Genomic DNA, 25,810 nt, shown 5'->3' on the forward strand with positions numbered 1-25,810 from the left:
AATGCCACAGCAGCACCGCGGCTCCCACCCTGCTTTTGTTATTTTTCGTATATGCGATTTTAAAATAGCGACAAGTATAGAGCAGGCGAGGCTCTGCGGACGCTACAGGGCATCCGCAGCGCTGAGATGGAAGCATCCGGCCAGGATACGCCAACAGGACGTTGGCGTAAGGCTGCGTCGGGTCAGGGATGAGACGTCGCCGGCGGTCCGGCAGGCCGGGTGCTGCAATCGAAGGTACCGGGCTAAGCACGGCCGAGGATCGCCCGATCGCGGCCACAGAGGCTCAGCCAGTCACCGATTTCACAGCGACACCAGTCAGTATGAACGAACTGAACTATTTAGAAAGGTGCTTAAACAGATCCTCGCCACTCACGCTGGCGGACTGACAACGCTGAATCCCTCAGCCTCTGGCACATCAATCACCTCACTGGCATCCTCCGCCACCAGCATCAACCCGGCCCGTAAACCTTCAGCCACATTCGGATTCGGGAACAGCACATACTCACGCGCCTGCTGCACGTAATACTGCGTATCACCATCTTCAGCCAACAGTGTCCCCTGCGCGAACGCGGTAAAATTCAGCGTCTCTCCGCCCATATGCAGCACGAAACGATCCGAATGCCGGGTGATCTGTTGAGAAACCCGATAGCGCAGCGGCGGTGCCACCACCGCAGGCAGCGTGCCGCCGCTGATCAGCGCAGTCAGCGCCTGAGCCGTGGCGGAAAACTGCGCCAGATCGTTATGGCCAAACGGCTGCGCCTTACCCAGCTCCAGCGTACAGCTGGCAGCGTGGAAATGATGGCTGCTGTAATGGGTGTAGGTTCCACCCGGCGCGCGGTGGAACACCAGCGCCTCCAGCCCGGCAGCGCCCAGCCAGTAAAGGAAATCCTCCGGCCACGGTGTTTCACGCTGCGGCATCACGCCAAAACGCGGATGATACGAACCGCGAATCGCCGTATGCATATCAATATGCCAGCGCACTTCGTCATGCTCGCTCACCTGCCAGAAATTCTCCATCGCCTGCTCCAGACGCCAGGCACGGCGTGCTTCCGGACAGTCTTCGTACTGCTGCCACCGGCCGCCAAACATTCTGTTCATATCGCCATGCACATAGCGCTTATTCTGCCGCAGAGCCGCCGGATTGCCGTAAATCACCAGCAGGCGCGCCACCAGCGGCGTCTCACCGCTCAGCAGCGAATTCAGCAGCCGATCGACAATTTCGACGGGAGCCGTTTCATTACCGTGGATGCCGGTGGAAATCACCAGTGCCATCTGCGCCGGGTGATGCGGCGTCAGTTCCAGAATCCCTTCATCGATCCATCGCCAGCTCAGCTGCGCATTACGCCCGGCAACGGCGGAGGGCCGCTCACCGGCGAGAGTTAAGGTGAGAAAATCTTGCATCAGTACTCCTTTATGCATCGCCGCTCAGCCCTGAGGGACCGGGGAAGCTCCCCGGCCCTGCAACGATCGCGTTACTGCTGAAAACGGTATACGTTGCCTAAGTTTAGCAGCTTAGTCAGTTCGTCAAGTGCGGTACGCCCTTCCAGCAGCAGCTGCGGGTCGGCGAGATCGGCCTGCGACAGCCGATCGCGATAGTGTCGATCGACCCACTCGTTCAGCGTGCTGAACAGCCGGTCGTTCATCATCACTGACGGATTGACCGCCGCCTGCTGCGCCTCGTTCAACGCCACCCGCAGGCGCAAACATGCCGGGCCACCGCCGTTGAACATACTTTCGCGCAAATCGAACACCTTCAGCTCATCAATCGGACTGCCGCTGACGATCAGCTCATTAAGCCAGTTCCAGACGCCCGCATGGCGACGCGCCTCCTCCGGCAATACCAGCAGCATTTTGCCATCCGGCTTGCTCAGCAGCTGGCTGTTGAACAGATAGGTGGACACCGCATCCGCCACGCTGACGCGATTATCCGGCACCTCGATCGCCGTAAAGCCAGGAAGTTTTTCGGCCAGTTCGGCCAGCAGCTGCGGCTGATTTAAGAATGCATGCTGATGACAGAACAGCGCCTGCTGATTACTCACGGCGATGACATCATTATGGAATACGCCCTGGTCGATCACCGCCGGATTCTGCTGGGCAAATACTGTGCGGGCCGGATCGAGCTGGTGCAGACGCGCCACCGCTTCGCTGGCCTCCAGCGTCTGGCGAGCCGGATAGCGCGTCGGGGCCACTCCGCCCCGCTCGCTGCGGCCATAGACAAACATCTGCACGCCCGCTTCGCCGTAGCCGTGGCTGAAACGGTTGTGGTTGGCCGCGCCCTCGTCCCCAAACATCGCCACCTGCGGCAGCGCATCGTGCACGGAGAAATGGTTGCCATCGCGGAAAATCGCCCGCAGCAGATTCGCCGTGGTCGGTGCTTCTATCGCCCGGTGGAACTTGTTGTTCAGGTTAGCGACCGTCAGGTGCACACGGCCATCGGCACTGTCAGCCGACGGCGAAACCGTAGCGGCATTCGCCACCCACATGGAAGAGGCAGAGCTGACGGCGGAAAGCAGCTGCGGGGCCTGTTTTGCCGCCTGAGCCACCACCTGCGCATCGCTGCCGGTGAAACCGATCTGCCGCAGCGCGTCGACATTTGGCCGCTCATGCGGTGGGATCACTCCCTGGGCAAAACCCAGATCCGCCAGGGTTTTCATTTTGACCAGCCCCTGCTGCGCGGCCAGTTTAGGGTTAGACATCTGATGCTGATTGCGGGTTGAGGCCTCATTACCAAACGACAATCCGGCGTAATGGTGGGTTAACCCCGGCAAACCATCGAAATTCACTTCACGAGCGCTCATCGCGTCTCTCCTTCAGCGCTGAAATCCAGCCCCGGTGATAAGGTTGCTGGCAGGCTGAGATCGGCCGACTCCAGCGTCGCCATCGGCCACGCGCAGTAATCCGCCGCGTACCAGGCGCTGGCACGATGGTTGCCAGAGGCACCAATGCCGCCAAACGGTGCGGTACTGGCAGCACCGGTCAATGGTTTATTCCAGTTCACAATTCCGGCACGCGCCTCAATCAGCAGGTGCTCAAACTTCTCGCGCTGCGGTGAAATCAGGCCGCAGGCCAGACCGTAGCGGGTCTGATTGGCGAGGCGAATTGCCGTGTCAAAATCGTCGTAGCGGATCACCGCCAGCAGCGGGCCAAAGACCTCTTCATCCGGCAGATTTTGCAGCCCGGTCACGTCAATAATCCCCGGGGTCAGGATCGCGCTATCGCGCTGAGGCCACTGCATCGGCAGCAACACCCGGCCACCAGCATCCACCCGCGCCTGCCATTCGGCATAGATTTTTTCCGCCGCCGACAATGAAATCACGCTGCCCATAAACGGCTGAGGTTCATCATTCCAGCCGCCGGTGCGAATACGTGCTGCCACTTCAACCAGACGCGCCAGGAAGGCATCCCCGGCGGCACCGTTTTTCACTAACAAACGGCGGGCGCAGGTACAGCGCTGCCCGGCACTGATAAAAGCGGACTGCACGGCGATATGCACAGCAGCGTCAATATCGTCAGGATCTTCGACGATCAGCGGGTTATTGCCGCCCATTTCCAGCGCCAGCATTTTCTCCGGTTTCCCGGCCAGCTGACGATGCAGCTGATAGCCGGTTGCCGCACTGCCGGTAAACAGCACGCCGTCAATAAGCGCATCCTGCGCCAGCGCCTGGCCGGTGTCGCGGCCGCCCTGCAGCAGGTTAATCACCCCGGCGGGCAGGCCGGCATTGATCCACAGCTTCACGGTCAGTTCAGCGGTCAGCGGCGTTAGCTCGCTCGGCTTAAAGACCACGGTATTCCCGGCCAGCAGCGCGGGAACAATATGCCCGTTAGGTAAATGCCCCGGGAAATTGTACGGCCCGAAGACCGCCATCACGCCGTGAGGACGGTGGCGCAGAGAGCTTTCACCTTCGGCCTGCTCGCCGGTGCGGGCATGATAAGCGCGCAGCGAAATCGCCACTTTATTGATCATCGCCTGCACTTCGGTCAGCGTTTCCCAGCGCGGCTTGCCGGTTTCGCGCGAGATCGTTTCGCTCAGCTCGCTCTTATTTTTTTCCAGCTGCTGCGCAAACTTGTCAACGATCGCCTGGCGATCGGCAAACGGCCGACGGGCCCAGGCAGAAAAAGCCGCACGGGCGGCTTCGCAGGCGTCGGAGACCTGTGCAGCGGTGGCAGATTTACCCTGCCACAGCAGTTCCCCCTTTACCGGGTCCAGTTTACCGATGGTCTCACCGCCGCCGGTCAGCCACTGACCATTAATACAGTGCGTCATGCTGTTTTCTCCTCACGATAAAGTGTCACTACCCGCAGGTTCTCTCCTGCCTGGCATTGTAAAATTTCGGCCTGAGCGGCAGTGACGGCAAGGGTGCCGCTCTGCATATCGGCCGGTAGCAGCATCACGCGGAACTGCTGATAGTGCTGATTTGCCACCAGGCAGAGCGGTAGCGTCTCATCCTGCTGTTCGTTCAGCTCAACCACCAGCTCGCGGCTTTTACGGATCGCACGAACGCGATCGATATCGCACTCCAGGGTCGGGCCACCGTCGAAAATGTCGACATAATTCTGGAAGCGGAAGCCCTCCGCCTCCAGCACCGCCCGCGCCGGGGCCGTCTGCGGATGAACCTGACCGATCACCGCACGGGCTTCCGGCGACAGGTAATCAATATATAAGGGATGTTTAGGCATCAGCTCGGCGATAAACGCCTTTTGCCCGGTGCCGCTCAGATAGTCGGCATCGCTGAATGACATGGAGAAAAAGCGGCTGCCGACGCTGTCCCAGAACGGCGAATGGCCGTTTTCATCACTGACGCCGCGCATCTCCGCGACGATTTTTTGCATAAAGCGGTCGCGAAACGCCGCCATAAATAAGAAGCGCGATTTAGACAGCAGATAGCCGTTCTTACCGTTACGGTAGCCCGGGTCAAGGAACAGCGTACACAGCTCGCTGCTGCCGGTGTGGTCGTTACTTAACGACAGCGTCGGCAACATGTTATAAACGTTCAACTCTTTCGAGGCATGCACCTGGGTGCCGACGCGAAAGTTGTACCAGGGATCCTGCAAACCCACCGCCACTTCGATGGCACAGATCCCTACCGCTTTACCGGTATCTCCGTCTGCCAGCACAAAAACGTATCCCTGTTCAGCCCGCGGCAGTTTTCCCTGCCAGGTCATTAATGAACGTTCGATACGCGCTGACAGCGTATCGCTGTCAACGGGCAGAGAGGTCAGTCCCCCGCCGGTTTTACCGGCGAGGTTCATCAGCTGAGCCAGATCGTCTCGTTCAACGGGACGAATAAACATCATACGGCGGCTCCTTGAGTTACGGCCAGGCAGGCGCGTTCGAAGCGTGCCAGCCCCTCCGCGACTTCCTGTTTAGTGATAATCAGCGACGGGGCAAATCGCACGACGTTAGCCCCGGCGATCAGTACCATCAGGCCTTCACGCGCGGCGGCCTGGTTAATCAGTTTGGCTTTACCGCTGTAATCCTGATTCAGCACGCAGCCGATCAGCAGGCCCAGCCCACGGATTTCGCTGAACAACTGCAGGCGCTGATTGATCTCATTCAGGCCGTCAACAAACCAGCGGTGACGCTCCGCCACGCCTGCCAGAATTTCCGGACGGTTGATCAGCTCCATCACTTTGCCACCGACCGCACCGGCCAGCGGGTTACCGCCGTAAGTGGTACCGTGGCTGCCGATATTCAGATGCGCAGCAAGGCTTTCGGTGGTCAGCATGGCACCAATCGGGAAACCGCCGCCGAGCGCTTTAGCCGTGGTCAGCACATCAGGCGTCACGCCATAATGCATGTAGGCATACAGCGAGCCGGTACGGCCCACGCCGCTCTGCACTTCGTCAAAAATCAGCAGCGCCTGATGTTTATCACAGAGTTCACGCAGGCCGCGCAGGAAGGCCGGTTCAGCAGGCACCACCCCTCCTTCCCCCTGAATCGGCTCAACAATCACCGCACAGGTCTGGTCGTTAATCAGCGCCGCCGCAGAGGCCAGGTCGTTGTAAACCGCGTGCTGAATGCCTCCCGGCAGCGGGGCGAAGTCTTTCGAATAGGCAGGCTGGCCACCGGCGGAAACGGTGAATAGCGTGCGGCCGTGAAACGCATTGTTAAACGCCACGATGCCATTTTTCTGCACATCGCCGCCGTCGTGGGCCACCTTACGCGCCAGCTTTAGCGCTGCTTCGTTAGCTTCCGCACCAGAGTTACAGAAGAACGCACGGTCTGCGAAGGTGGCATCCACCAGCTGTTTTGCCAGCCGCAGGATTGGCTCATTGGTATAACCATTACCGGTATGCCACAGCAGCGCGGCCTGCTGCTGCAGGGCGAGCTGCAGGTCGGGGTGAGCATGGCCCAACGCATTCACCGCAATTCCCCCGGCGAAGTCGATATACGACTTCCCTTCCTGGTCCCATAGCGTTGAGCCTTCCGCCCGCACCGGAATAAAGCTGGCAGGGGCGTAAGTTGGAACAATCCATTGATCGAAATTTTCACGGGAGATTGACGGTTGCATAGCGGCCTCGTTTATCGCTTAACCCTTTAGTTTTCATGGTGAACTAAAGGTGTATTAAATGTTAATGAAATGATTCATTGCAGCTCTACTGTAAATTGCACAGAGCGTGCCAGCCAGCAAAAAAATGCATAAACCAATTTCAACAACCTAATATCAATAACTTACAACAAGTCACTATTCACACAAAATGCATAAAAAGTGAATATCAATGTAAATCCCCGGCTTAGCCACACAAAAAAAAGAGGAATTATGCATTGGTAAAATAAAATATTGTTTATGTGATCGCTGATAGAATTCGGCCGTAAAAAGAGGAAGTTAACGCACCATAATGCAGCACTTGCGCACCAGAACCGTGCATGCCGCGTCTTCAGCGTAAACTCGCTGAAGAAATCATTTTTTAACACTCAGCCTTATAATCCCACCCTGTATTATTTAGATTTATTAATTAAAAAACCCTAAAAACACAGACATTACATATGGACATTTTGTGTTAATGAAAAAGCTTTACGATAAATAGCATTAACCCAATTTCGATAATTAACCATAAAACAAAAATCACTCAAACCGTTCAATAATTACCCATAATGCGATAAATAAATATTGTTTTTCATAAAAATGAAATATTAATTTACACATTAAAATCATGCAATTAACTTACTAAAATTCTTCATAACCTTAAAAGATGCATAGCTAATACGTATTGCAACATAAGGAATAACATATAAAAACCCTGCCAAAAAACACTCAGTAATAATTTGTTACATATATTCAATTTTCATGAAACATATTTTTATGTCACCTTCACCACCGCACTAAATGCAAAGAAAATATAATTTTAAAACAGGGTTACTCATGATGAAGCGTTCTTTACTGGCATTACTGATACCGGCTCTTCTGGCCACTGGCAGCGTGCAGGCAGCAGAGATCTATAACAAAGACGGCAACAAGGTGGATTTGAACGGTAAGATCAACGTTGGTCACCTCTTCTCGGACGACACGGGTAACGATGGCGATGTTTCCTACGCCCGTTTTGGCTTTAAAGGCGAAACGCAGATTGCGCAGGATCTGACCGGTTACGCCCAGTGGCAGTACAACTTCCAGCTGAACAAAACCGAAGGCGCGGATGCGCTGAGCGGCGACAAAACCCGTCTGGGCTTTGCCGGTCTGAAGTTTGGTAAATGGGGTTCATTTGACTACGGCCGAAACTATGGTCTGGTGTATGACGCGCTGGCCTGGACCGATATGCTGCCGAAATTCGGCGGCGACTCCGGCTACGCGGACGGCTTCCTCTCCACGCGTTCAACCGGCGTGGCAACCTGGCGTAACAGCAACTTCTTCGGTCTGGTTGACGGCCTGAATGTGGCTCTGCAGTACCAGGGCAAAAACGATCGTACCGGCACCGATGCCGTGCGCCGCAGCAACGGTGACGGCTACGCGACCTCCGTCAGCTACAGCGCTGACTGGGGTCTGAGCGTGGTCGGCACCTATGCCAACCTTGGCCGTACTCAGGCACAAAATAATGCAGCGCGCGGTGAAGGCGATCGTGCTGAGTCATGGGCGACGGCGATTAAGTACGATGCCAACCAGATCTATCTGGCAACGGTTTACGGCAACACGCACAACGCCACGCCAATCAGCGGCGGCTTTGCTAACAAAGCTGTGAATTTTGAAGCGGTGGCGCAGTACCAGTTCCTGAACGGCTTCCGTCCGTCACTGGCCTACGTGTCATCACGCGGTAAAGACATTGAAAACATTGGTGACGCGGATATCGTGAAGTACGTTTCCTTCGGGGCGAACTACTACTTCAACAAGAACTTCCTGGCGTATGCCGAATACAAAGTTAACCTGCTCAGCGACAACAACCCGCTGGGGCTGGCGAATGACGACGTCACCGGTGTCGGTCTGAACTATCAGTTCTAATCCGGGCACGGGGGGCGACCACAGCGGGTCGCCCCCTGCATTATCAGGTTAAGCGGTAGTGCAGATCGGGCTGAGGCGTATCCGGCAGTTCCTGCTCCAGATTCATTTCCCTCAGATTGATCTCAATATTAGTGCACATCGCATCCAGCGGCAGATGGTTATTGGCCAGGCCAAACGGCATCTCCAGCTCTTCCGCCAGCGTATCCAGCGACAGGAAGGTGTAGGCAATAAATACCGAGACCAGCGGCGTCATATAGTGCAGATCCGGCACCAGCGCGAACGGCAGCAGCGTACAGAACAGATACACCGTGCGGTGCAGCAGCAGGCCGTAGGCAAACGGAATCGGCATGCTCGCCAACCGCTCACATCCCCCCAGTACCTGCGACAGCTGATTGATGCTGGCGTCCATATGGGCATACAGAATGTCAGAAAGGTTCCCGTTACGGCGCTGAACCGCCAGCCAGTTAGAGAGCTGAAGCTCAATAAAGTTGGTCGGTGACCGGCGGGCCAGAATCTCATCGGCCTCATCGCCCAGATAGCGGCGCAAATCCTCGTGGGCATCGGTACGGCGCAGCTGGTGCTTCAGGCTGTAGCAGAACGCCAGCAGCAGCGACATCACGCGCGGCGCTTCCGCCGGGGATATCGCCAGCGCCAGGCGTTGCAGCGTTCGGCAGGCAATCAGCAGATTTCCCCAAAACATGCGGGCTTCGATAAAGCGGCCAAAGCAGACGCTGTTACGGAAACCAAGGAAAACCGCGATCGACACCCCGAGCAGGCTGAAGGGGGCGAGGGTCAGCTTAATTCCCAGCGTTTCATACCAGTCAAGACACAGAATTGCAATCACCGACATCATTAGATTAAGTGTCAGGCGAAACCAAATATCGGGTAGCACAGAGCCGTGCCAGGCAAACAGGCGAACAAACCAGTGACGATGCGGACGGATGATCATGATGAGCAGGTGAGTAGTATTTTTCGCAGATTGTGCAGAAAAACCCTGACGTTGGGAAGGAGTATTTTGTGACTTTAATCACATATATTTTCGGGCGCTATCTTGACAACTTTTTGCATTTCAGCGGTATCCCCTCTCCCGCCGTCAGGGGGTCAGAAAATCATAATTTTCCGCGCGCGGATCCTGAATCGCTACCGGCGGAGACAGTTTCAGCGTGATCCAGTTAGAGGTAACGCGCTGCTGTTTGCTGTCTTCCAGCGTCACCGACAGACGATACTCATTGCTCGCCTCCGCTGAATTGTCCCAGGCGGGGATAATAATGCTCCATCCCTGCGGGTCACTGCTGTCAACTGGCGGCGTCAGGCTCAGGGTTTGGGTATCGCCCTGCCAGCTGACCGCCTTAATGGGATTGCTGTGGCGAATTTGCAGTTTCAGCGGCAGCGTTTCACCCGGCTGCACCTGCCACGGCGGCGTAGCCAGGAACACGGACAGCGTTTTTCGCTGGCGGAAAGACATCACCGGAGAATTATTGCGATTCACCGCATCATAGCGGCTGCCGCTTAACGACTGTGCGGCATCAACGTTGCTGGCTGAAAGCTGCTTGCTGAGCGCCACGCCGATGCGGTAGTTCATTTTCAGGGCGAACTGGTCCTGCGACTCGCCGCTGTCGCCCTCTTTATGATTGGCGCTAAACGTGAACAGCGGCACCGGAGTGTAGTTGATCCCCAATGTCACCGCCGTGGGATTGTCCATCATATTTCCACTGTGGAAGAGGTCGATATTGCGCCCCAGATACTGTTCATAGCTGAGGGACACGCCAAGCTGACGATAGAACGGCAGATAACCCCGGGTGGTTATATCGTAGCCGCGCGCCATGCGCATCTGGCTGCTGTTGCCGCGATTACGCCAGCCGCTGAGTGGATGATAGTAGTTGGCCGAAAAGCGCAGATATTCGCCCCATGCTTCGGTGCCCAGCGATCCGCGCTGCTGGTTTTCGGTCAGCAAATCGTCGACAAAAGCGTTATAGCCGAGCCGCCAGCTTCCGGCTATCCAGCGCTGGCCCAGCCCGGCGTTGCCTACCGCACCGTATTCGGTTTGCTCCAGGCCAAGCTGGCTGAAGGTCAGATACTGATAGTTATCCTGCCAGGGGGTAATCAGCTGCGCCGAGGTGCCGTTAAAACTTCCCTCATCGTCCACCGCCAGTGAAATGCTGGCGCGTCCGTAAGGCGACAGCAGGTGTTCCCCTTCTCTGGCTGCTCGTTCGGAGGCCAAATCGCGAAAACGGTTAAATGCCCACAGCTCCGCCTGTTCGCGCAGGGGCTTATCACTGTCGCTTGCCATACTGGCTTCACCGATGCTTTTTACCGCTTCGGCGATACGTTTTTCCAGCAGATCGTCGGAGGCACCGCTGTTCAGCGCGGGCAGCTGCTGCACCATATTGCTGAAGCGGGCGGGATCGTCAAAGGGGGCTTCCTCTACCTGATTTTCCGCGTCAAAGGCCCATGCGCGATCGACAGGCAGGCCGGATAGCGTAATCAGCAGAGAAAGGACGATGGGATAACGGCGGACAAATCGTTTCATAGGCATTTAAGATAGCAAAAGCAATATTTTTATAGCGGGTTAAATGTGTGGTGCCTCACAAATTTGGCGAGTTATAACTTTAACACAGATTATGCTGGTCGGTGAAAATCCGGGCGGTAGGTACTCGTTGCTTTTGGCGAAGTTATGCTTTTGAAAAATGCTGAAAACTCCTGATGTGAATTGAGTCTGTTTGGCGGCATCGCTGGTGCACAGGTGCAAGGAGAACAGCCTCTGCGGCTGCCGGGCGGTCCTCGCGCCGTGCGTTGCACGGTGCCTTCGATTCCAGCATCCGCCCTGTCGGACCGGCTGCGACGCGTCGTCCCTGACACGACGCAGCCTTACGCCAACGTCCTGTTGGCGTATCCTGGCCTGATGCTTACATCTCAGCGCTGCGGATTACCCGACTTCCGCAGAGGCTGTTCCCCCTACAACTAATCTGCTCGCTGTTTTGCGTTCTATGATCACTGATGTGCCAGAACAGGCTGACAGTTTTCCATTACCAGACAATACTGAAATAACAAAACAGGCTGGCCGGTCCCCGTATGGAACATCCGCAGCGCTGAGAGGAGAGAAGAAGCCAGGATTCACCCGCAGGACGCGGGGGAAAGACACGGTCGGGCCAGGGAGGGCACGTCTGTGTCGGTCCGACCGGCTGATGAACGACGTGAAGGCACGGCGTGCAACGCCGCGCGAGGACCGGCCCAGAAGGGGGACCGGCCAGCCAGCGCCAGCGCCGAACGCTCAGAGTTTCAGATTTCAGATTTGAGATTTGAGATTTGAGATTTGAGATTTGAGATTTGAGATTTGAGATTTCAAACATCAATCAGCACCACTTTAAAACGGAGAACGTCAATGAAAAAAACGCTACTCGCCACCTCACTCCTCTTAGCCAGCCTCGGCGCTGGCGCACAGGAAATCTTCACCCTCAGCTCCCCCGACTTCACCGATAATGCCCTTCTGGATAAACAGTTTGCCGGCGCCACACCAGGTAACGTCAGCTGCACCGGGGAAAACGTCTCCCCGGCACTTAGCTGGAATAACGCACCGGCCGGGACCAAAAGCTTTGCCCTGATGGTCTTTGACCCCGAAGGCGCAAAAGGCCTCGGCGTCTCACATCTGGTGGCCTACAACATTCCTGCCAGCAGCAAACAGTTTGCCCGTGGCGATCTGACCAGCGGCGAAGGATTTACCGGCGGTAACAACAGCCCGGGAACCGCACGCTACCACGGCCCCTGCCCTCCGGCAGGCAGCGGCGCGCATCATTATGTCTTTACGCTTATCGCCAGCGACCTGGCCGCAGACGCGCTACCCGCAGGCCTGACCCGCGATCAGTTGCTTAACGCACTGAAGGGCCACGCGCTGGCCGGTGCCGGTATCATCGGCCGCTACGGCAATGATTGACATGCCATCACGCCACTTGTGGTGTTGATCGCTCGCCCGGTGATGCCTTCTGCCTCATCGGGCCCCTCTCCAAATGCCTGTTTTCACGCCAACTACGCAGCAGATAAGGAAAATTAGCATTATTAGCGCTAATCAAATTGCCGTTATCACTCCTTTCAGGCAAAATCTGGCAAACCGGGCGACTGCTAGCATGTTCATTCAGCGCCTGCAATGGATTCTATTCCCAAAAATGTCAGGTAAACGTCCCAACACGTTATCCTGATGTAAATCCGGGCAATTTTATTCCTCCCAGCCGAAAGAGCGTGAACGCCGTTCGGCTGCGGTGGAGCGTGGCTGGCGCGGCTCTGCTGCACTTACAGTCAGATATACTGAACAGATTCACGGGGATCAAAGTGAAAATTAGCAGCGCGTTAATCTTGCTGGCCGTGTTTTCCCTCGCAGGATGCAAAACGGCGCCGTCACAGCCGGATGATGACACCCTGGTGACCAGTGAGGTCAACGGCGTGAAGCTGGTCCACCGCTATGCGGTGCAGGCCCCGGCTTCTTTTACGCCCGTCAATCAGCAATACCGCGCCCTGTATAAAGCCTCGGTGATGACCCGCCCGGACTACAGCGGCAAGATCGTGCGCTATCTGGAAACCGGCAAGCCCTTCACCGTGCTAGGTGAAGCAGATCACTGGCTGGCGATTGCCGGAGACGATCCGCAACAGCTGGCGGGCTATGTCCCGCTGAAAGCCGGTGTGAAAAGCGATTTGTATGACGCCACGCTGCGCAACGATCGCCCTCGCCCGCGTAAGGCAAGTAAGAAAGAGTGCGTTGACGTTGGCGGGCAGAGCAAAGCCTGTCGCAACGGCGATACGGCAACCTGGATCCTGCAATAACCCGAACCCAATGCGGCAGCCACACTGCCGGTGAATGGATGACATAATTTGTGCAGCTGGCTTCTTTTCCCGGCTGCAGCACACAGCTGAGATCCCCGAATCCTGATGATGCCAGAACTTTCTCCGGCGACAGAGAACAACGCGGCCCTGGATAACCCTCTGCTGGCAGCAGCCTCCTCTCTGCTGAACGCCGTGGTGCAGATCCGCCAGGCCATCAGCCATGACGATCCGGCCGGTTTACGCCAGCAGCTGGTCGATGAGATTCGTCTGTTTGAAAGCCGCTGCCGTGAAGTGGAATTGCCGTTTGAAACGATCATCGGTGCCCGCTACTGCCTTTGTACGGTGCTGGATGAGGCGGCCGCGCAAACGCCGTGGGGCAATCGCGGCGTCTGGTCCGGGAACGGGCTGCTGGTGACCTTTCATAATGAAGCCTGGGGCGGCGATAAGTTCTTTCAGCTACTTTCCCGGCTGTCGCAAAATCCCGATCAGCATCTGTGGCTGTTAGAAGTCATTAACTACTGCCTGCTGCTGGGCTATGAGGGCCGCTATCGGACAATGGAAAACGGCCGCAGCCAGCGCGATGCCATTCGCGACCGTCTGGCGGTGCTCATTTCTAACGTGCGCGATACGCCGCAGCATCATCGTCCGTCGCCCCCGGCCGAACTGCCGCTGGAAAGCGCTCCCTGGCGTGCACCGGTGCCGCTGTGGGCCTGCATCTCGATCACTGCCTTTATCGCCTGTCTGGTCTTTTCCAGCCTCAACTGGCGCCTGGGCAATACTGCCAGCACGCTGCTGCAGCAAATCTGGCAAACCCCGCTGCCGGAAACGATTGCCGGCCAGCGCGGCCCGGCCCCACAGGCGCTAACCGATCTGCGCCTGCGGCTTAGCGATCTGATCACCGCCCATCAGCTGGATGTGGTGGATACCAGCAGCGGCAGCCGGGTGATCCTGCCGGTGGACGGGCTGTTTAATGCCTCCGGCACGGTACTTTCTACTGAAGGACGGGCGCTCATCGCCAGGGTAGCCACGGCGCTGGAAGCCGTTCACGGTACGCTGCTGATCAGCGTGTTCAGCGACGACAAACCGCGCCGCGAGGAGCGTTTCCCCTCCAGCTATGAATATTCCCAGGCGCAGGCTTCCGCCATCGCCAGCCTGATGCAGCAGTTGATTGCTCAGCCCGGCGTATCCATTCGCACTCAGGGGCGCGGCGACAGCGGTGCGCTGATGCCGAACGACAGCGCTCAAAATCGGGCACAGAACCGGCGTGTTGAAATCACCCTGTTCGCCGCGCCTGAAAACGATGACAGCAGCAACAGCACTGGAAAATCATGATGTTGAAAACTATTTTCGCACTGCTTACCTGCCGCCCGATATGGGGCCTGCTCGGCGTCAGCGCCCTGTGCGCCCTGATCTGGATGCTCGGCCCACTGCTGGCCCTCAGCCAGTTTCAGCTGCTTGACAGCGATCTGAATCGCCAGTTGCTGATCGCCAGCTGCTACCTGTTGTGGGGGCTGTTTATGCTGCTGCCACAGCTTTATCGCGCCTGGTATAACCGGCGGATGCTGGCACGGCTGCAGCTGAACAGCAGCGAACAAAACGATCTACAGGCCACCAGCGAAATGCTGGATATGCGCTTTCACGATGCCACGCAGCAGCTGAAAAAAATCCAGTTTCCGCAGAGTTCCCCTTCGCGCCGCAGCCGCTGGCTGCGTTTTTTCAGCGCCCGCTATCTTTACCAGCTGCCCTGGTATCTGATTGTCGGTGCGCCCGGTGCCGGTAAAACCACCGCGCTGCTGAATTCGGGGCTGGAATTCGCCCTGCCCGACACCCTGAATAAAGGTGCCCTGCGCGGCGTCGGCGGCACGCGGCACTGCGACTGGTGGTTCACCCGTCAGGCAGTACTGCTGGACACCGCAGGCAGATACACCCTGCAGGAGAGCCAGCGCACCCGCGACGCCAGCGAGTGGCAAACCTTTATCGCCCTGCTAAAACGCTATCGCCCACGCCAGCCGATTAACGGGGTGATCGTCACCCTCAGTGTGGCCGATCTGCTCAGCGATCCGTCCGATGTCCGTCTCGCGCAGGCCGCTGCGCTGCGCGACCGGTTGGCGGAACTTCACCAGCAGACGGGCATCCATTTCCCGGTCTATATCATGGTGACCAAAAGCGACCTGCTGAAAGGTTTTATGAGCTATTTTGCCCAGTGCGATAAAAGCCAGCGCGAGCAGATTTTTGGATTCACCTTCCCACTGCACGCCGATCGGGCCGTGGATACCCCGCTGCTGCCGCAGTTTGAGCACCATTTCCATCAGCTTTGCCATCAGCTGATGACCGACCTTGCCTGCAACATGGCGCGGCAGACCGACCTGCAGGAGCGCGCAGACTGCTTCCTCTTCCCACAGGAATTTGCCTCGCTGCGCCCGCTGCTGGCGGAATATCTGACCACGATGTTCGCCCCTCAACAGGGTGAGTTGCCCTGGTCCGTGCGCGGCCTGTTCTTTACCAGCGGTACCCAGGAAGGGCTGCCGTTCGACCGGGTAATGGGCGAACTGGCGCGTAAGCTTCAACTGCCGCAGCCTCAGGGACAGTCGCTGGCCAGCTGGAACAGCGTCAGCCGCACGGCACCGATTCCGGCCAACAAAGGCCAAAGCTATTTTATTCACGACCTGCTCAGCAAGGTGGTGTTTCGTGAAAGCGCGCTGGCCGGTAGCGACCGGCGCTGGGAGCAGCGCAATCAGCGACTGCACCGAATGGGCTATGCCGCTCTGGCCGCCGGTTTAGTGACCTGCTGCGCGCTGTGGTTCGTAAGCTATGATAAAAATCAGCGCTATTTACAGCAGGTTGCCGATCGGCTGCCGGAAATTCAGCAGCAGGCCCGCACACTCAGCGAGAATAACGGTGGCGATATTACCGGCCTGCTGCCGTTTTTAAACAGCCTGGTGGCCTTACCCGAGTCGCCCGACTTTACGCATTCGGCCCCACCGCTGACGATGCGCGGTGGATTATATCGCGGAGAGCAGCTGTTTAACGCCAGCTGGGGCCTGTATCAGAACGCGCTGAAATCGCTGCTGCTGCCGCGCGTTGCCCAGGCGATAACGCTGACGCTGCGGGAAGATAACGGTAGCGACGAGGGCTTCAGCCACAACGCTCTGCGCGCCTATCAAATGCTGTATCAGCCGCGCAGCTACGACGGCCCGTTCCTGCGCGACTGGGTGATGCAAATCCTGTCGCGCAATCCGCCGCCGGATATGACCGACGCTCAGCTTAAGCAGCTGGACTGGCATTTGAGCCAGCTTCTCGATCGGCAGATCCAAAGCTCGCCGTATGCCCGCGACGGCGCACTGATAATGAGAAAGCAAAATGGCAACCCACACTGATCCGGGATGGTATGGCAAACTCCCGGCGGCGGGCGATTTTGTGCATCGCCGGATGCCGGAATCCCGGCTTGCCCACTGGTCAAACTGGTTTAAGTCCGGCGTAGCGCAGTGGCAGCATGCCCACAATGGCTGTACTGAGGCCTTCGCCCGTGCGCCGATCTGGAATTTTGCGCTGCCCGCAACGCTCGGTGTCCAGCAGGTACAGATTGGCTGCCTGATGCCATCGCGGGATCGGGTTGGCCGCATCTGGCCGCTGATGGCTGCGCAGACCATCGCGGTACAGCAGTGGCACCCGGTACAGCTGGCGTTGGCCGGAGAATGGTTTAATGCGCTCGGTGATACCCTGCGGCAGGCGGTCAGCCAGCAGAAAAGCGTCGATGAAACGGAACAGGCGATAAATAAGCTCGCCCCGCTGCCGCAGGCTGAAAAACTCGATGCCACAGCGCTTATTGGCTATCGCGACTGCCCGACGCTGGCATGGCAGGACGTTTCGCGCCGCTTCGATCCGCTGCAGTACACCAGCTACTGGTGGACCAACCAGAGCGATGGCTACCCGCTGGTCAGCCATAAGCACAGCGGCAATCTGACCGCGCAGCTGTTCAGCCAGCTGTTTCATCCGACCCTGGCCGAAAAATCGCCGCGTCACGGACTCTATCCACCGATGTTTGACCCGGCTGATTAAGTCCGGAGCGAAAACGGGAGAAGCATGCGACTCACTCTTTTAACCCCCCAGGATCGGGACAGCGCCGACAGCTGCGATTTCACCCCACCGGGGGGAACTATCGGCCGCAGCGCGGATAATCATCTGGTGCTTCCCGATCCCGAACGCACGATTTCTCGCCTGCAGGCGCTGGTTCACGTTTCTCCGACCGGCGAGTGTCGCCTGACCAGCCAGGGCAGCGTTATCGCGGTGATTCACAATCAACGATCCCTCGCTCGCGGTGAACAGGTCTCACTGGTGCACGGCGATACGCTGGATATTGGCGACTACCACATCCTGGTCAGCGATCCTGACCGGGCCGACGACGGCGTCGTGCTGGACGATCCGCTGCTGCTGTTCAGAGACGAAAACCAAGCGGCAGGCGATCCACTGGGCATCCTTCAGCCGGATACCCTGCTGCCGGAGCGCCCGCAGGAAAAACCCAGCGCGGAAGAGCTTGAACAGCGCGCCGCACGCGACGCTGCCGCCAGGCTGGCAATCGGCCCGCTGGCCCCTGAGCACAGCGACAGCGAGTCTCCGAAAGCCGAAGGCAGCCATGAGCAGCGCCTGCTGCATGCGCTGCTGGAAGGCATGGGGCTGGATCCCGCCGCCGGACACGCCGCGGCACTCAGCGAAGAACAGATGCGTCTGACCGGCCGCATGCTAAGCCTGTTCTCACAGGGCACGGTCGCCCTGCTCTCCTCGCGTTCGATCCTCAAGCGCGGAGTCAAAGCCGAGATGACCATGATCCTCAATGAGGCGAACAATCCGTTTAAAATATTACCCAGTGGGAAAACGGTGCTGATGCAGATTTACCAAAGCCAGATGCCGGGCTTTATGCCGCCCGAGCAGGCGGTGCGCGATGCGCTGGTTGATTTGCAGGCCCACCAGTTGGGGATGACCTCCGGGATCCGCGCGATTATCGCCGCGATGCTGCAATCGTTTAATCCACAGCGGCTGGAAGAACACGCCCGCCAGGACAATGCCATCCCCAGACTGGCGCTCAGCGCATCGCGCAAGGCGGCGCTGTGGGACTATTTTGTGCGCCACTATCAGCATACTTCCGGAGACATTGAGGATGATTTCCACTCGCTGTTTGGCGAGGCGTTTCTGCAGGCGTACGAAATGGAAGTCAACCAGTATAAAGATTCTCAAACCGCCGAGGAGGATCGATGAATATCACCTTTTGCAGCACCTCCCAGATCGGCGCGCGGGCCAGCAATCAGGATGCCACCGGGACGCAGCTTAACGAGACATTCGGTGTATTTGTGGTCTGCGACGGCGTGGCGGGCAGCCCCGGTGGCGACCGCGCCGCGTACATTGCCCGGGATACGCTGCTGTCCGAGGTTGCCGGCCTGGAGATGCTAACACCGTTGCAGACGGAAGAGATGGTGATCGCCTGCGAACGGGCCATCCGCGCGGCGCAGCAGGCCGAACCCGCCTTCAGTAAAATGAGTACCACGCTGGCTGCACTGTTTATCGATCGTCCCGGCCAGCGGGCCTGGTGGTGCCATGCCGGGGACACTCGCGTGTATCACTTTCGCCGCGGAGTGGTTCACGGTATGACCCGCGACCACAGCCTGGTGCAGCAGTTGCAGGACGCCGGCTATGATAATACAGGGATAAACAGCCATTTACTGTACAACGCTCTGGGCACCGACAGCGCGAAGCCCCATGATTACAGCCCCGTACTGCCGCTGGAAGACGGCGATGTTTTCCTGCTGTGCAGCGATGGTTTCTGGAATAATTTAACGCCTGCCGAGATGGAACAGGCGCTAAGAATGGTAAACTCGCCGCAGGAATGGCTGGCCCTAATGCAGAAAGCTATCGACCGCAGCGAAAAACAGGATAATCTTAGCGCCGTGGCCGTATGGTGCGGCTCGCCACAGGACACCACACTGCTTTTTTCTCTAACGGATTCGGCCCGGTTTTTACCACCGCGCGATTGATTTCAAGGAATGCTATGAAATATTGGTTGCCAGTTGTCCTGAGCCTGATGGCTGCCGCCAGCGCGCAGGCGGAAGATTACCGGGTGGTCTCCTCCCCCAGCCTTGCGCTGGACGTGTTTATTGACAATGTCGCCAGCAGCGCGCCGCAGTCCTGGTGCCAGCAACAGATTAACCTGCGCATTGTTTCCGCGAAAGCCACCGAATCGGCGGTGCTCGATAAGTTCTTACCGCAGGTGGGCAATCTGCTGCGCAACCAGTGCGGCAAACTGAACGCGCTGTCCTGGCAGATGACCAGCAGCCGGGGTTCGGTGCTGGCCGTTGGCAGCGCCCAACAGGACGGCGGCTGGCAGCCGGTCATCACCGCCGATGCCACCGCTACGGCGACCGCCGATAACGCCGCGCCGCTGGATATCTCCCGCCCGGCGAACACCGTACCACTACACTATTTCGATCTGCCCGGCGGCTGTCATTTCCGCACGTGGTGGGACGATCGCGGCGCGTCGCTGTTTATCCCCGACGCGAAATCTATGACCTGCACCACCGATGGCTGGCTGGAGGGCAACAGCGAACTGAGCCTGATGAATGGCCAGCAGCCTCCTCTGCCCCTGGCGGTGACCTTCTATCAGGGATACCCGCTGCGCGATCTGCATCCTGCCTCCGGCGAACTTGAGGTGGTGACGGTGAATAATCAGCGCATGGTGGTTAGCCGCGCAGATGCCCCGGACAGCTGGCTGGTGCTGCCGTTTAGTCCCGAACTGCACGCCTGGTCCTTTGAGGGAACGCTGCTGATTAAAATGGATAAAACCGACGCCAGCAACGCTGCGGAAATTAAGGAGCGGGTTGAGACACTGCGCCAGTCATGGTCAGCGGTTATCAATCCCAAAGTGAAAGTGAACGTGCTGCTGGTTGATGCCCTGCATGCCGATCTTGCCGACCCGGCAACAGGTGCCTGGCGCACCGTTAATTGAGTATCTGGCGTAGCGTACGTTAGGAGAGTTTTTATTATGTCGGCAAACGAGCAGCAACAAAACGCGAGCAAAGCACTGCCGCCGGGCTACCGGTTCAATGAGTTCGAAATTCAGGAAGTCATTGGCGGCGGCGGTTTCGGCATTGTGTATCGCGCCTGGGACCATCTGCTGGAACGCACTATCGCCATTAAGGAATTTATGCCGAACTCGCTGGCCACCCGCGGCGAGGATCTGTCCGTTACGCTACGCGCCGAGCGCCATCAGCGGCTGTTTAACGCCGGGATGAACAGCTTCGTGCAGGAAGCCCGACTGCTGGCGCGCTTTAATCATCCCGGGCTGGTGCACGTTCTGCGCTTCTGGCAGGGCAACGGTACCGCCTATATGGGCACGCTGTTCTACAGCGGGATGACCTTAAAAGCGTGGCAGAACAACCAGCCGCAAACGATTAACGAGGCGTGGATCCGCCAGCTGCTGCCGCCGCTGTTCGGCGCCATTAACACCATCCATCGTGCGGGCTACCTGCACCGGGATATCTCGCTGGATAATATTCAAATCCAGGAAAATCAGCTACCGGTGCTGCTGGACTTCGGCTCCGCCCGCAAAGAAATCGGTAACCTCTCTGACGAAACCGAAATTATGCTCAAGCCCGGATTCGCGCCGCTGGAGCAGTACTGCGAAGAAAGCGATGCGGAACAGGGCCCGTGGACCGACATTTATGCGCTGGGTGCGGTGCTGCATACGCTTATCGTTGGGAATCCGCCGCCGGTTAGCGTGGTACGTAGCATTGAAGACAGCTATCGGCCGCTGAGTGAACGTCTCCCCGAGGGGTATTCGCTGCCGCTGCTGAATGCCATCGATCGCTCACTGGCGATGGATGCCACGCAGCGCCCGCAGTCGGTAGATGAGCTGGCGTCGCTGATCAGTCTGCCGGTCAGCGAAGTGGAGGAGTTAGTCAGCGCCTTCGGCGAGCCGCCGATCGCACCACAGGCCGAGCCGGTGATCGTTCCGGAAACCGAGGCGGAAACGGAAGCTCCGAGCGTGGCAGTGAATCCGGCAGCCAGCGCCGCCGAGCCGCTTCTCACGCCGAAAAATCCACCGCGGTTATCCGGGCCCCTGCTGCTGCTGAGCGGGCTGGCACTGCTGGCCGTGGGCGCGGTGGTCTGGATACTGAACCGCGATCCACAGCCGCAAGATACGGCATCACCCTCTGAGGTAACGCCGACAGAAAGCGACGCCGGTGCAACGACGGCACCAGCTAACGCGCCTGCGCTGGCAACGGTGTATCTGAAATTAAGCAGTGGGGATACGCTGTTGCTGAACAACAACGCGATGGCGGTGACGCCAAACAACAGCGGTTACGCCGTGCTGAATCTGGCCGCTGGCGACTATCTGCTGCAGGTACACAGTACCCGAGGCGATTACAGCCAGCGGTTAAAAATCGATCGCGCCGGAACCTGGCTGATTAACCCGGCGCACTGATGGAATATCTGAGCGGGATTATCCCGCCAGTCCGCTGTGGCACTGCTGCAGTTCACGCACCTTGCTTGCCAGATCGGTCAGGCAGTCGTCATTGATGCCGCGCTGGTTCAGTTCCTGTTCCAGTGAAAACAGATACTGGGCATTGGTGCCCAGCGGGCCGGTGGCTTTAGCAATCAGCGGCGCAATGGTCTGCGGACAGGAGTCGGTTTCATAGAGCGGATGGCGTGGGTCCATAATAAACACCAGCGCGGTGACTTTTCGGCCATCATCCAGCGCCAGTTCGCACCAGGTCGGCAGATAGCAGCCGGTGATCATCTCGCGCTTCCACAGCAGCTCCAGCTCTTCATGGAGCTTTGCTTCGGGCAGGCAAAAGGCCAGGCCGGTGGTTTCACCGCCCTCTTTCAACGCCAGCATTCGGCCAGGCTGACTGGCGGTACCGCGCCCGGCGGTGAGGCGCAGGCAAAACGCACGATGCCAGCCAACTAACGTTCCGGCAGCCACTTCATCGGCTTCAAACACCGGGTTCCACATCAGCGATCCGTAGCCGAAGATCCATACCGGGCTGTGGTCAGGACGACATGCAAGGGCAGCCGCCAGCGAAGCGGCCCGCTGCTCCGCGCTCCATAACAGTGAGTCCTCGATATCACCAAAAGCGGTTTTACAGTCAGCTTTTAATAAGAAATCTCGTGTTAACACTTTTACCTCCACGCCACTGCTCAAATTCCGTCCTGCTGATTTTGCCATCCGTGATCTGACTATTTTTAGCTATTTTATCAAACATTATTACTGACCTTATGCATTTATTCAGCAGCTTTCAAGTTAGAGGTCGATCACAAAAGAAAAAAAATGTCCGGGCGGTGACGGGAGGGTGAAATTTGCTGTAAGCGATAGGGTTGATGCTTTGTACGTGTTGCATTCATTGAGATGATTAGGATCCCCGCTGAGTGGTGTTGTCTTCACTTATGATGACTGCGCTGACGGGGAGCGTCCCCTGCCGGGCAGGTCCTCGCGTCGCTTCGCGATGCCTTCTCTTCGTTCGTCAGCCTCACGGACCGCCGCAGACGCGCGTCCTGCGCGGCTGCGCCTTTTGCCCACTTCCCTGTGGGCAAATCCGGCCTTCCTCTCTACGCTCAGCGCTGCGAATAGCCCGTTCGGGAGCGCTACCCGTCTGCTCTGTTAGTTTTGTGCGGCCTGAAATGTGAGTTTTTAGAGCTACAGCGACTCGTTAGTTTTGAGGGGACCCGCCGCTACAAGCACAATGCCCTGAACGTTCAGACAACCCTCAACTATCCAATCATTAGCGCTTTTCTTTTTTGCTAAACCAGTTTAGCTTACTGGCAGATTTTTACTTCAGGACAATCACAATGACGCAACGAATCTGGGTATTGGGTGATGCAGTAATTGATTTGCTACCGGAACAGGACGATCGCCTGTTGAAATGCCCCGGAGGCGCACCGGCTAACGTCGCGGTCGGCGTCGCCCGGCTTGGCGGCAACAGCGCCTTTATCGGCTGCGTGGGCGATGATCCGTTCGGCGAATTCCTGCAGCAGACACTGCAAGGCGAAGGCGTTGATATCAGCAATATGCATCGCGAAAAAGGTCATCGCACCTCAACCGTGCTGGTCAGCCTGGACCAGCACGGCGAGCGGCAGTTTACCTTTATGGTGCGCCCCGCCGCCGATCTGTTCCTCAGCAGCGAACGGCTGCCGCGCTTCGCCGCCGGCGAAGGGCTGCACCTGTGCTCCATAGCTCTCAGCGCCGAACCCAGCCGCAGCGCGGCGCTGGAGGCAATGCACGCCATCAAGCAGGCCGGTGGCTGGGTAAGCTTCGATCCCAATCTTCGCGAGGACCTGTGGCCGGACCGACAGCTGCTGTCATCACTGCTGGATACCGCCTTCAGCCAGGCCGATATCATTAAACTGTCCGAAGACGAGCTGGCGACACTCAGCGACGCCAGCGATCTCGCCGCCCGAATCACCGATTTCGGCAGTCGCTACCAGCCCGCCCTACTGCTGGTCACCTGCGGTGCCGACGGCGTGTGGCTGTGGCAGAACGGCTCGCTACAGCACTTCCCGGCACCAACGGTTAGCGTGGTCGATACCACCGGCGCGGGTGATGCCTTCGTAGCCGGACTGCTGGCAGCACTGGCGCAGGAAGATAATCCGCTGGCACCGCGTCAGCTGGAATCCGCTATCCAGCAGGCCCAGCGCAGCGGCGCAGCGGCCACCACCGCCAAAGGCGCGATGACCGCCCTACCGTATGCCGCCGATCTGGCCGAAATCCTCTAATTAAATGGATAAAATGCTAACCCGATCACACTTCCTAAACCGGGTTAGCAATTCAGATTGATCATTTCGTGCCACCTGGCATAACCTCGCGATCGAACCGGTTTAGCAAAATCATAAAACACACTCTCTGGAAAACCGCGAAGATGATCAAACCTTCAATTCTGACCCTTGCCATCGGCCTGGCGCTTGCAACACCCACTCTCAGTTTCGCCGCCCCGACTCTCAGCAGCCTTGAAGCGCGATTAGCCGCGATGGAAGCGCGCCTGCAGCAGGCTGAAAACCGTGCTGCCAACGCGGAAACCCGCGCCAGCCGCGCAGAAAAAGACGTCGCCCGACTTCAGGCACAAACCTCTCGTCAAAATGAAACGGCTGCGCTTTCGGCAACGGCAGGCTCTGCGGCGACTTCGCATGCCGCAGCAGGTAATGGCCTGTCAGGTTCACTGGCTGCCTCGGCTTCAGCCCCTGCTGACGCGAATTCCGCCAGCGCAGCGAACGTTCAGTCCGGGCAAACGGCCAGCGCCGCACCGGTGGAAACTAAAGCGTCGTTTGCTGACGGATTTGAATTCCACGGCTACGCCCGTTCTGGCCTGATCATGAACGACTCCGCCGCCGGAACGCAGAGCGGCCCTTACCTGACCCCGGCCGGGGAAACCGGCGGCGCGGTAGGCCGACTGGGCAATGAAAACAACACCTACGTCGAACTGAATTTCGAACACAAGCAGCAGCTGGCTAACGGCGCCACCACCCGCTTCAAGGCGATGCTGGCGGACGGCCAGAAGGACTACAACGACTGGACAGGCAGCACCAGCGAACTGAATATTCGCCAGGCGTTCGTAGAGCTGGGCAATTTACCGGATTTCAGCGGCCCGTTCAGCCACAGTACCCTGTGGGCCGGTAAGCGCTTCGACCGCGATAACTTCGACATTCACTGGCTCGATTCTGACGTGGTATTCCTCGCCGGGACCGGTGGCGGTATCTACGACGTGCAGTGGAACGAGGGGCTGAAGAGCAGCTTCTCCCTGTATGGCCGTAACTTTGGCGATATTGAAGCGATTGATAACACCATTCAAAACTACATTGTCACCACCAACAACTTTGCCGGCCCGTTCCAGCTGATGCTCAGCGGCCTGCGGGCGAAGGATAACGACGAGCGGGTGAATACCGCCCGCCAGAACGACAACGCGGGCGACACCGGCCTGCACGCCATGCTGGCACTGCATAACGACAGCTTCTGGGGACTGCGTGAAGGCCAGGCGAAAACCGCCGTGCTTTACGGCCGCGGACTGGGTGCCGAAGTGAAAGGTATCGGATCCGACGGCAACCTGACCCAACAGGCACAGACCTGGCGTCTGGCCAGCTACGGCGTTACGCCGCTGAGCGATCGCTGGAGCTTTGCCCCGGCGGTGCTGGCACAAAGCAGCAGCGACCGCTATGCCGCAGGCGACCACTACCGCTGGGCGACGGTAAATGCGCGCCTGATCCAGGAAATCAACCCGAGTTTTGCGCTGGCTTATGAAGGCAGCTATCAATACATGGATCTCGATCCGCAGGGATATAAAGATCGGCAAGCCGTTTCCGGCAGCTTCTGGAAACTGACCTTCGCGCCGACGTTTAAGGTTGCCGATATCGGCGACTTCTTCACGCGCCCGGAAATTCGCCTGTTCGCCACCTGGATGGACTGGAACAGTTCTCTGGACCGCTATGCCAGCGATGATTCGTTCGGCAGCACCGGCTTCAGCGCCGGTGGCGAATGGAACTTTGGCGTACAGATGGAAACCTGGTTCTGATAACCGGCCTGAAACATT

General features: G+C 58.0%; 20 protein-coding genes. 12 read left to right on the plus strand and 8 right to left on the minus strand.

Features of this window, described 5'->3' with window-relative positions:
- Window positions 1-369: 369 nt before the first annotated feature.
- The 5 genes from astE to EC836_RS04540 form a co-directional block, all read right to left on the minus strand.
- On the minus strand, window positions 370-1,401 hold the full coding sequence (astE, locus tag EC836_RS04520) for a succinylglutamate desuccinylase (RefSeq protein ID WP_123330493.1): 1,032 nt from the start codon (window positions 1,399-1,401) through the stop codon (window positions 370-372).
- A gap of 71 nt (window positions 1,402-1,472) precedes the next feature.
- The gene (astB, locus tag EC836_RS04525; protein WP_123330496.1) at window positions 1,473-2,798 is read right to left on the minus strand and encodes an N-succinylarginine dihydrolase; all 1,326 of its coding nucleotides are present in this window, start codon (window positions 2,796-2,798) and stop codon (window positions 1,473-1,475) included.
- Window positions 2,795-4,264: a succinylglutamate-semialdehyde dehydrogenase gene (astD, locus tag EC836_RS04530; RefSeq protein WP_123330498.1), complete on the minus strand. Its 1,470-nt coding sequence runs from the start codon at window positions 4,262-4,264 to the stop codon at window positions 2,795-2,797. The genes astB and astD overlap by 4 nt, the downstream gene beginning before the upstream one ends.
- The gene (gene astA, locus EC836_RS04535; RefSeq protein ID WP_123330500.1) at window positions 4,261-5,295 is read right to left on the minus strand and encodes an arginine N-succinyltransferase; all 1,035 of its coding nucleotides are present in this window, start codon (window positions 5,293-5,295) and stop codon (window positions 4,261-4,263) included. The genes astD and astA overlap by 4 nt, the downstream gene beginning before the upstream one ends.
- On the minus strand, window positions 5,292-6,512 hold the full coding sequence (locus EC836_RS04540) for an aspartate aminotransferase family protein (RefSeq protein ID WP_123330502.1): 1,221 nt from the start codon (window positions 6,510-6,512) through the stop codon (window positions 5,292-5,294). The genes astA and EC836_RS04540 overlap by 4 nt, the downstream gene beginning before the upstream one ends.
- Before the next feature lie 852 nt (window positions 6,513-7,364).
- Here EC836_RS04540 and EC836_RS04545 point away from each other — a divergent pair.
- Window positions 7,365-8,432: a porin gene (locus EC836_RS04545; RefSeq protein ID WP_304466141.1), complete on the plus strand. Its 1,068-nt coding sequence runs from the start codon at window positions 7,365-7,367 to the stop codon at window positions 8,430-8,432.
- Between the two features lie 43 nt (window positions 8,433-8,475).
- On the opposite strand, the gene EC836_RS04550 is transcribed toward EC836_RS04545, so the two are convergent.
- Together EC836_RS04550 and EC836_RS04555 are read right to left on the minus strand one after the other, a co-directional pair.
- Window positions 8,476-9,381 carry a bestrophin family protein gene (locus EC836_RS04550; RefSeq protein WP_123330504.1) on the minus strand — a complete coding sequence of 302 codons (906 nt, stop codon included), beginning with the start codon at window positions 9,379-9,381 and terminating at the stop codon, window positions 8,476-8,478.
- Between the two features lie 144 nt (window positions 9,382-9,525).
- Entirely contained in the window at window positions 9,526-10,962 is a 1,437-nt protein-coding gene (locus EC836_RS04555) for a YchO/YchP family invasin (protein ID WP_123330506.1), read from the minus strand.
- Window positions 10,963-11,814: 852 nt separating this feature from the next.
- On the opposite strand from EC836_RS04555, the gene EC836_RS04560 reads away from it, so the two are divergent.
- From EC836_RS04560 to EC836_RS04600, 9 genes are all read left to right on the plus strand, one after another.
- A complete protein-coding gene (locus tag EC836_RS04560) occupies window positions 11,815-12,363 on the plus strand; it encodes a YbhB/YbcL family Raf kinase inhibitor-like protein (protein WP_123330508.1) in 549 nt (182 codons plus the stop codon).
- A gap of 392 nt (window positions 12,364-12,755) precedes the next feature.
- Window positions 12,756-13,244, plus strand: a complete 489-nt coding sequence (locus EC836_RS04565) for an SH3 domain-containing protein (protein WP_123330784.1) — start codon at window positions 12,756-12,758, stop codon at window positions 13,242-13,244.
- A gap of 105 nt (window positions 13,245-13,349) precedes the next feature.
- Window positions 13,350-14,576, plus strand: a complete 1,227-nt coding sequence (icmH, locus tag EC836_RS04570) for a type IVB secretion system protein IcmH/DotU (protein WP_370346631.1) — start codon at window positions 13,350-13,352, stop codon at window positions 14,574-14,576.
- Window positions 14,576-16,621 carry a type VI secretion system membrane subunit TssM gene (gene tssM / locus EC836_RS04575; protein ID WP_123330510.1) on the plus strand — a complete coding sequence of 682 codons (2,046 nt, stop codon included), beginning with the start codon at window positions 14,576-14,578 and terminating at the stop codon, window positions 16,619-16,621. Before icmH ends, tssM begins: the two co-directional genes overlap by 1 nt.
- Window positions 16,605-17,303 (plus strand): type VI secretion system-associated protein TagF, encoded by a 699-nt coding sequence (tagF, locus tag EC836_RS04580; protein WP_123330512.1) that lies wholly within the window; start codon window positions 16,605-16,607, stop codon window positions 17,301-17,303. The genes tssM and tagF overlap by 17 nt, the downstream gene beginning before the upstream one ends.
- 24 nt (window positions 17,304-17,327) lie before the next feature.
- A complete protein-coding gene (gene tagH / locus EC836_RS04585) occupies window positions 17,328-18,497 on the plus strand; it encodes a type VI secretion system-associated FHA domain protein TagH (protein ID WP_123330514.1) in 1,170 nt (389 codons plus the stop codon).
- Window positions 18,494-19,270: a PP2C family serine/threonine-protein phosphatase gene (locus tag EC836_RS04590; RefSeq protein ID WP_123330516.1), complete on the plus strand. Its 777-nt coding sequence runs from the start codon at window positions 18,494-18,496 to the stop codon at window positions 19,268-19,270. The genes tagH and EC836_RS04590 overlap by 4 nt, the downstream gene beginning before the upstream one ends.
- A 14-nt stretch (window positions 19,271-19,284) precedes the next feature.
- Complete coding sequence (locus EC836_RS04595; RefSeq protein WP_123330518.1) at window positions 19,285-20,238, plus strand: hypothetical protein; 954 nt, start codon at window positions 19,285-19,287, stop codon at window positions 20,236-20,238.
- 36 nt (window positions 20,239-20,274) lie between these two features.
- Entirely contained in the window at window positions 20,275-21,717 is a 1,443-nt protein-coding gene (locus EC836_RS04600; RefSeq protein WP_123330520.1) for a serine/threonine-protein kinase, read from the plus strand.
- 18 nt (window positions 21,718-21,735) lie between these two features.
- Here EC836_RS04600 and EC836_RS04605 read toward each other — a convergent pair whose 3' ends face one another.
- Complete coding sequence (locus EC836_RS04605; protein WP_123330788.1) at window positions 21,736-22,413, minus strand: gamma-glutamylcyclotransferase; 678 nt, start codon at window positions 22,411-22,413, stop codon at window positions 21,736-21,738.
- Between the two features lie 668 nt (window positions 22,414-23,081).
- Between EC836_RS04605 and EC836_RS04610 the strand changes: the two genes are divergently transcribed.
- Together EC836_RS04610 and EC836_RS04615 are read left to right on the plus strand one after the other, a co-directional pair.
- Entirely contained in the window at window positions 23,082-24,005 is a 924-nt protein-coding gene (locus EC836_RS04610) for an aminoimidazole riboside kinase (RefSeq protein WP_123330522.1), read from the plus strand.
- A 143-nt stretch (window positions 24,006-24,148) separates the two neighbouring features.
- Complete coding sequence (locus tag EC836_RS04615) at window positions 24,149-25,792, plus strand: carbohydrate porin (RefSeq protein WP_123330524.1); 1,644 nt, start codon at window positions 24,149-24,151, stop codon at window positions 25,790-25,792.
- Window positions 25,793-25,810: the final 18 nt, after the last annotated feature.

It is taken from the genome of Erwinia sp. JUb26, assembly GCF_003751505.1.
Classification (GTDB): domain Bacteria; phylum Pseudomonadota; class Gammaproteobacteria; order Enterobacterales; family Enterobacteriaceae; genus Erwinia.

Coding starts and splice junctions, on each gene's coding strand:
- astE (WP_123330493.1), bottom strand. CDS start 1,401: ATGCAAGATTTTCTCACCTTAACTCTCGCCGGTGAGCGGCCCTCCGCC.
- astB (WP_123330496.1), bottom strand. CDS start 2,798: ATGAGCGCTCGTGAAGTGAATTTCGATGGTTTGCCGGGGTTAACCCAC.
- astD (WP_123330498.1), bottom strand. CDS start 4,264: ATGACGCACTGTATTAATGGTCAGTGGCTGACCGGCGGCGGTGAGACC.
- astA (WP_123330500.1), bottom strand. CDS start 5,295: ATGATGTTTATTCGTCCCGTTGAACGAGACGATCTGGCTCAGCTGATG.
- EC836_RS04540 (WP_123330502.1), bottom strand. CDS start 6,512: ATGCAACCGTCAATCTCCCGTGAAAATTTCGATCAATGGATTGTTCCA.
- EC836_RS04545 (WP_304466141.1), top strand. CDS start 7,365: ATGATGAAGCGTTCTTTACTGGCATTACTGATACCGGCTCTTCTGGCC.
- EC836_RS04550 (WP_123330504.1), bottom strand. CDS start 9,381: ATGATCATCCGTCCGCATCGTCACTGGTTTGTTCGCCTGTTTGCCTGG.
- EC836_RS04555 (WP_123330506.1), bottom strand. CDS start 10,962: ATGAAACGATTTGTCCGCCGTTATCCCATCGTCCTTTCTCTGCTGATT.
- EC836_RS04560 (WP_123330508.1), top strand. CDS start 11,815: ATGAAAAAAACGCTACTCGCCACCTCACTCCTCTTAGCCAGCCTCGGC.
- icmH (WP_370346631.1), top strand. CDS start 13,350: ATGATGCCAGAACTTTCTCCGGCGACAGAGAACAACGCGGCCCTGGAT.
- tssM (WP_123330510.1), top strand. CDS start 14,576: ATGTTGAAAACTATTTTCGCACTGCTTACCTGCCGCCCGATATGGGGC.
- tagF (WP_123330512.1), top strand. CDS start 16,605: ATGGCAACCCACACTGATCCGGGATGGTATGGCAAACTCCCGGCGGCG.
- tagH (WP_123330514.1), top strand. CDS start 17,328: ATGCGACTCACTCTTTTAACCCCCCAGGATCGGGACAGCGCCGACAGC.
- EC836_RS04590 (WP_123330516.1), top strand. CDS start 18,494: ATGAATATCACCTTTTGCAGCACCTCCCAGATCGGCGCGCGGGCCAGC.
- EC836_RS04595 (WP_123330518.1), top strand. CDS start 19,285: ATGAAATATTGGTTGCCAGTTGTCCTGAGCCTGATGGCTGCCGCCAGC.
- EC836_RS04600 (WP_123330520.1), top strand. CDS start 20,275: ATGTCGGCAAACGAGCAGCAACAAAACGCGAGCAAAGCACTGCCGCCG.
- EC836_RS04610 (WP_123330522.1), top strand. CDS start 23,082: ATGACGCAACGAATCTGGGTATTGGGTGATGCAGTAATTGATTTGCTA.
- EC836_RS04615 (WP_123330524.1), top strand. CDS start 24,149: ATGATCAAACCTTCAATTCTGACCCTTGCCATCGGCCTGGCGCTTGCA.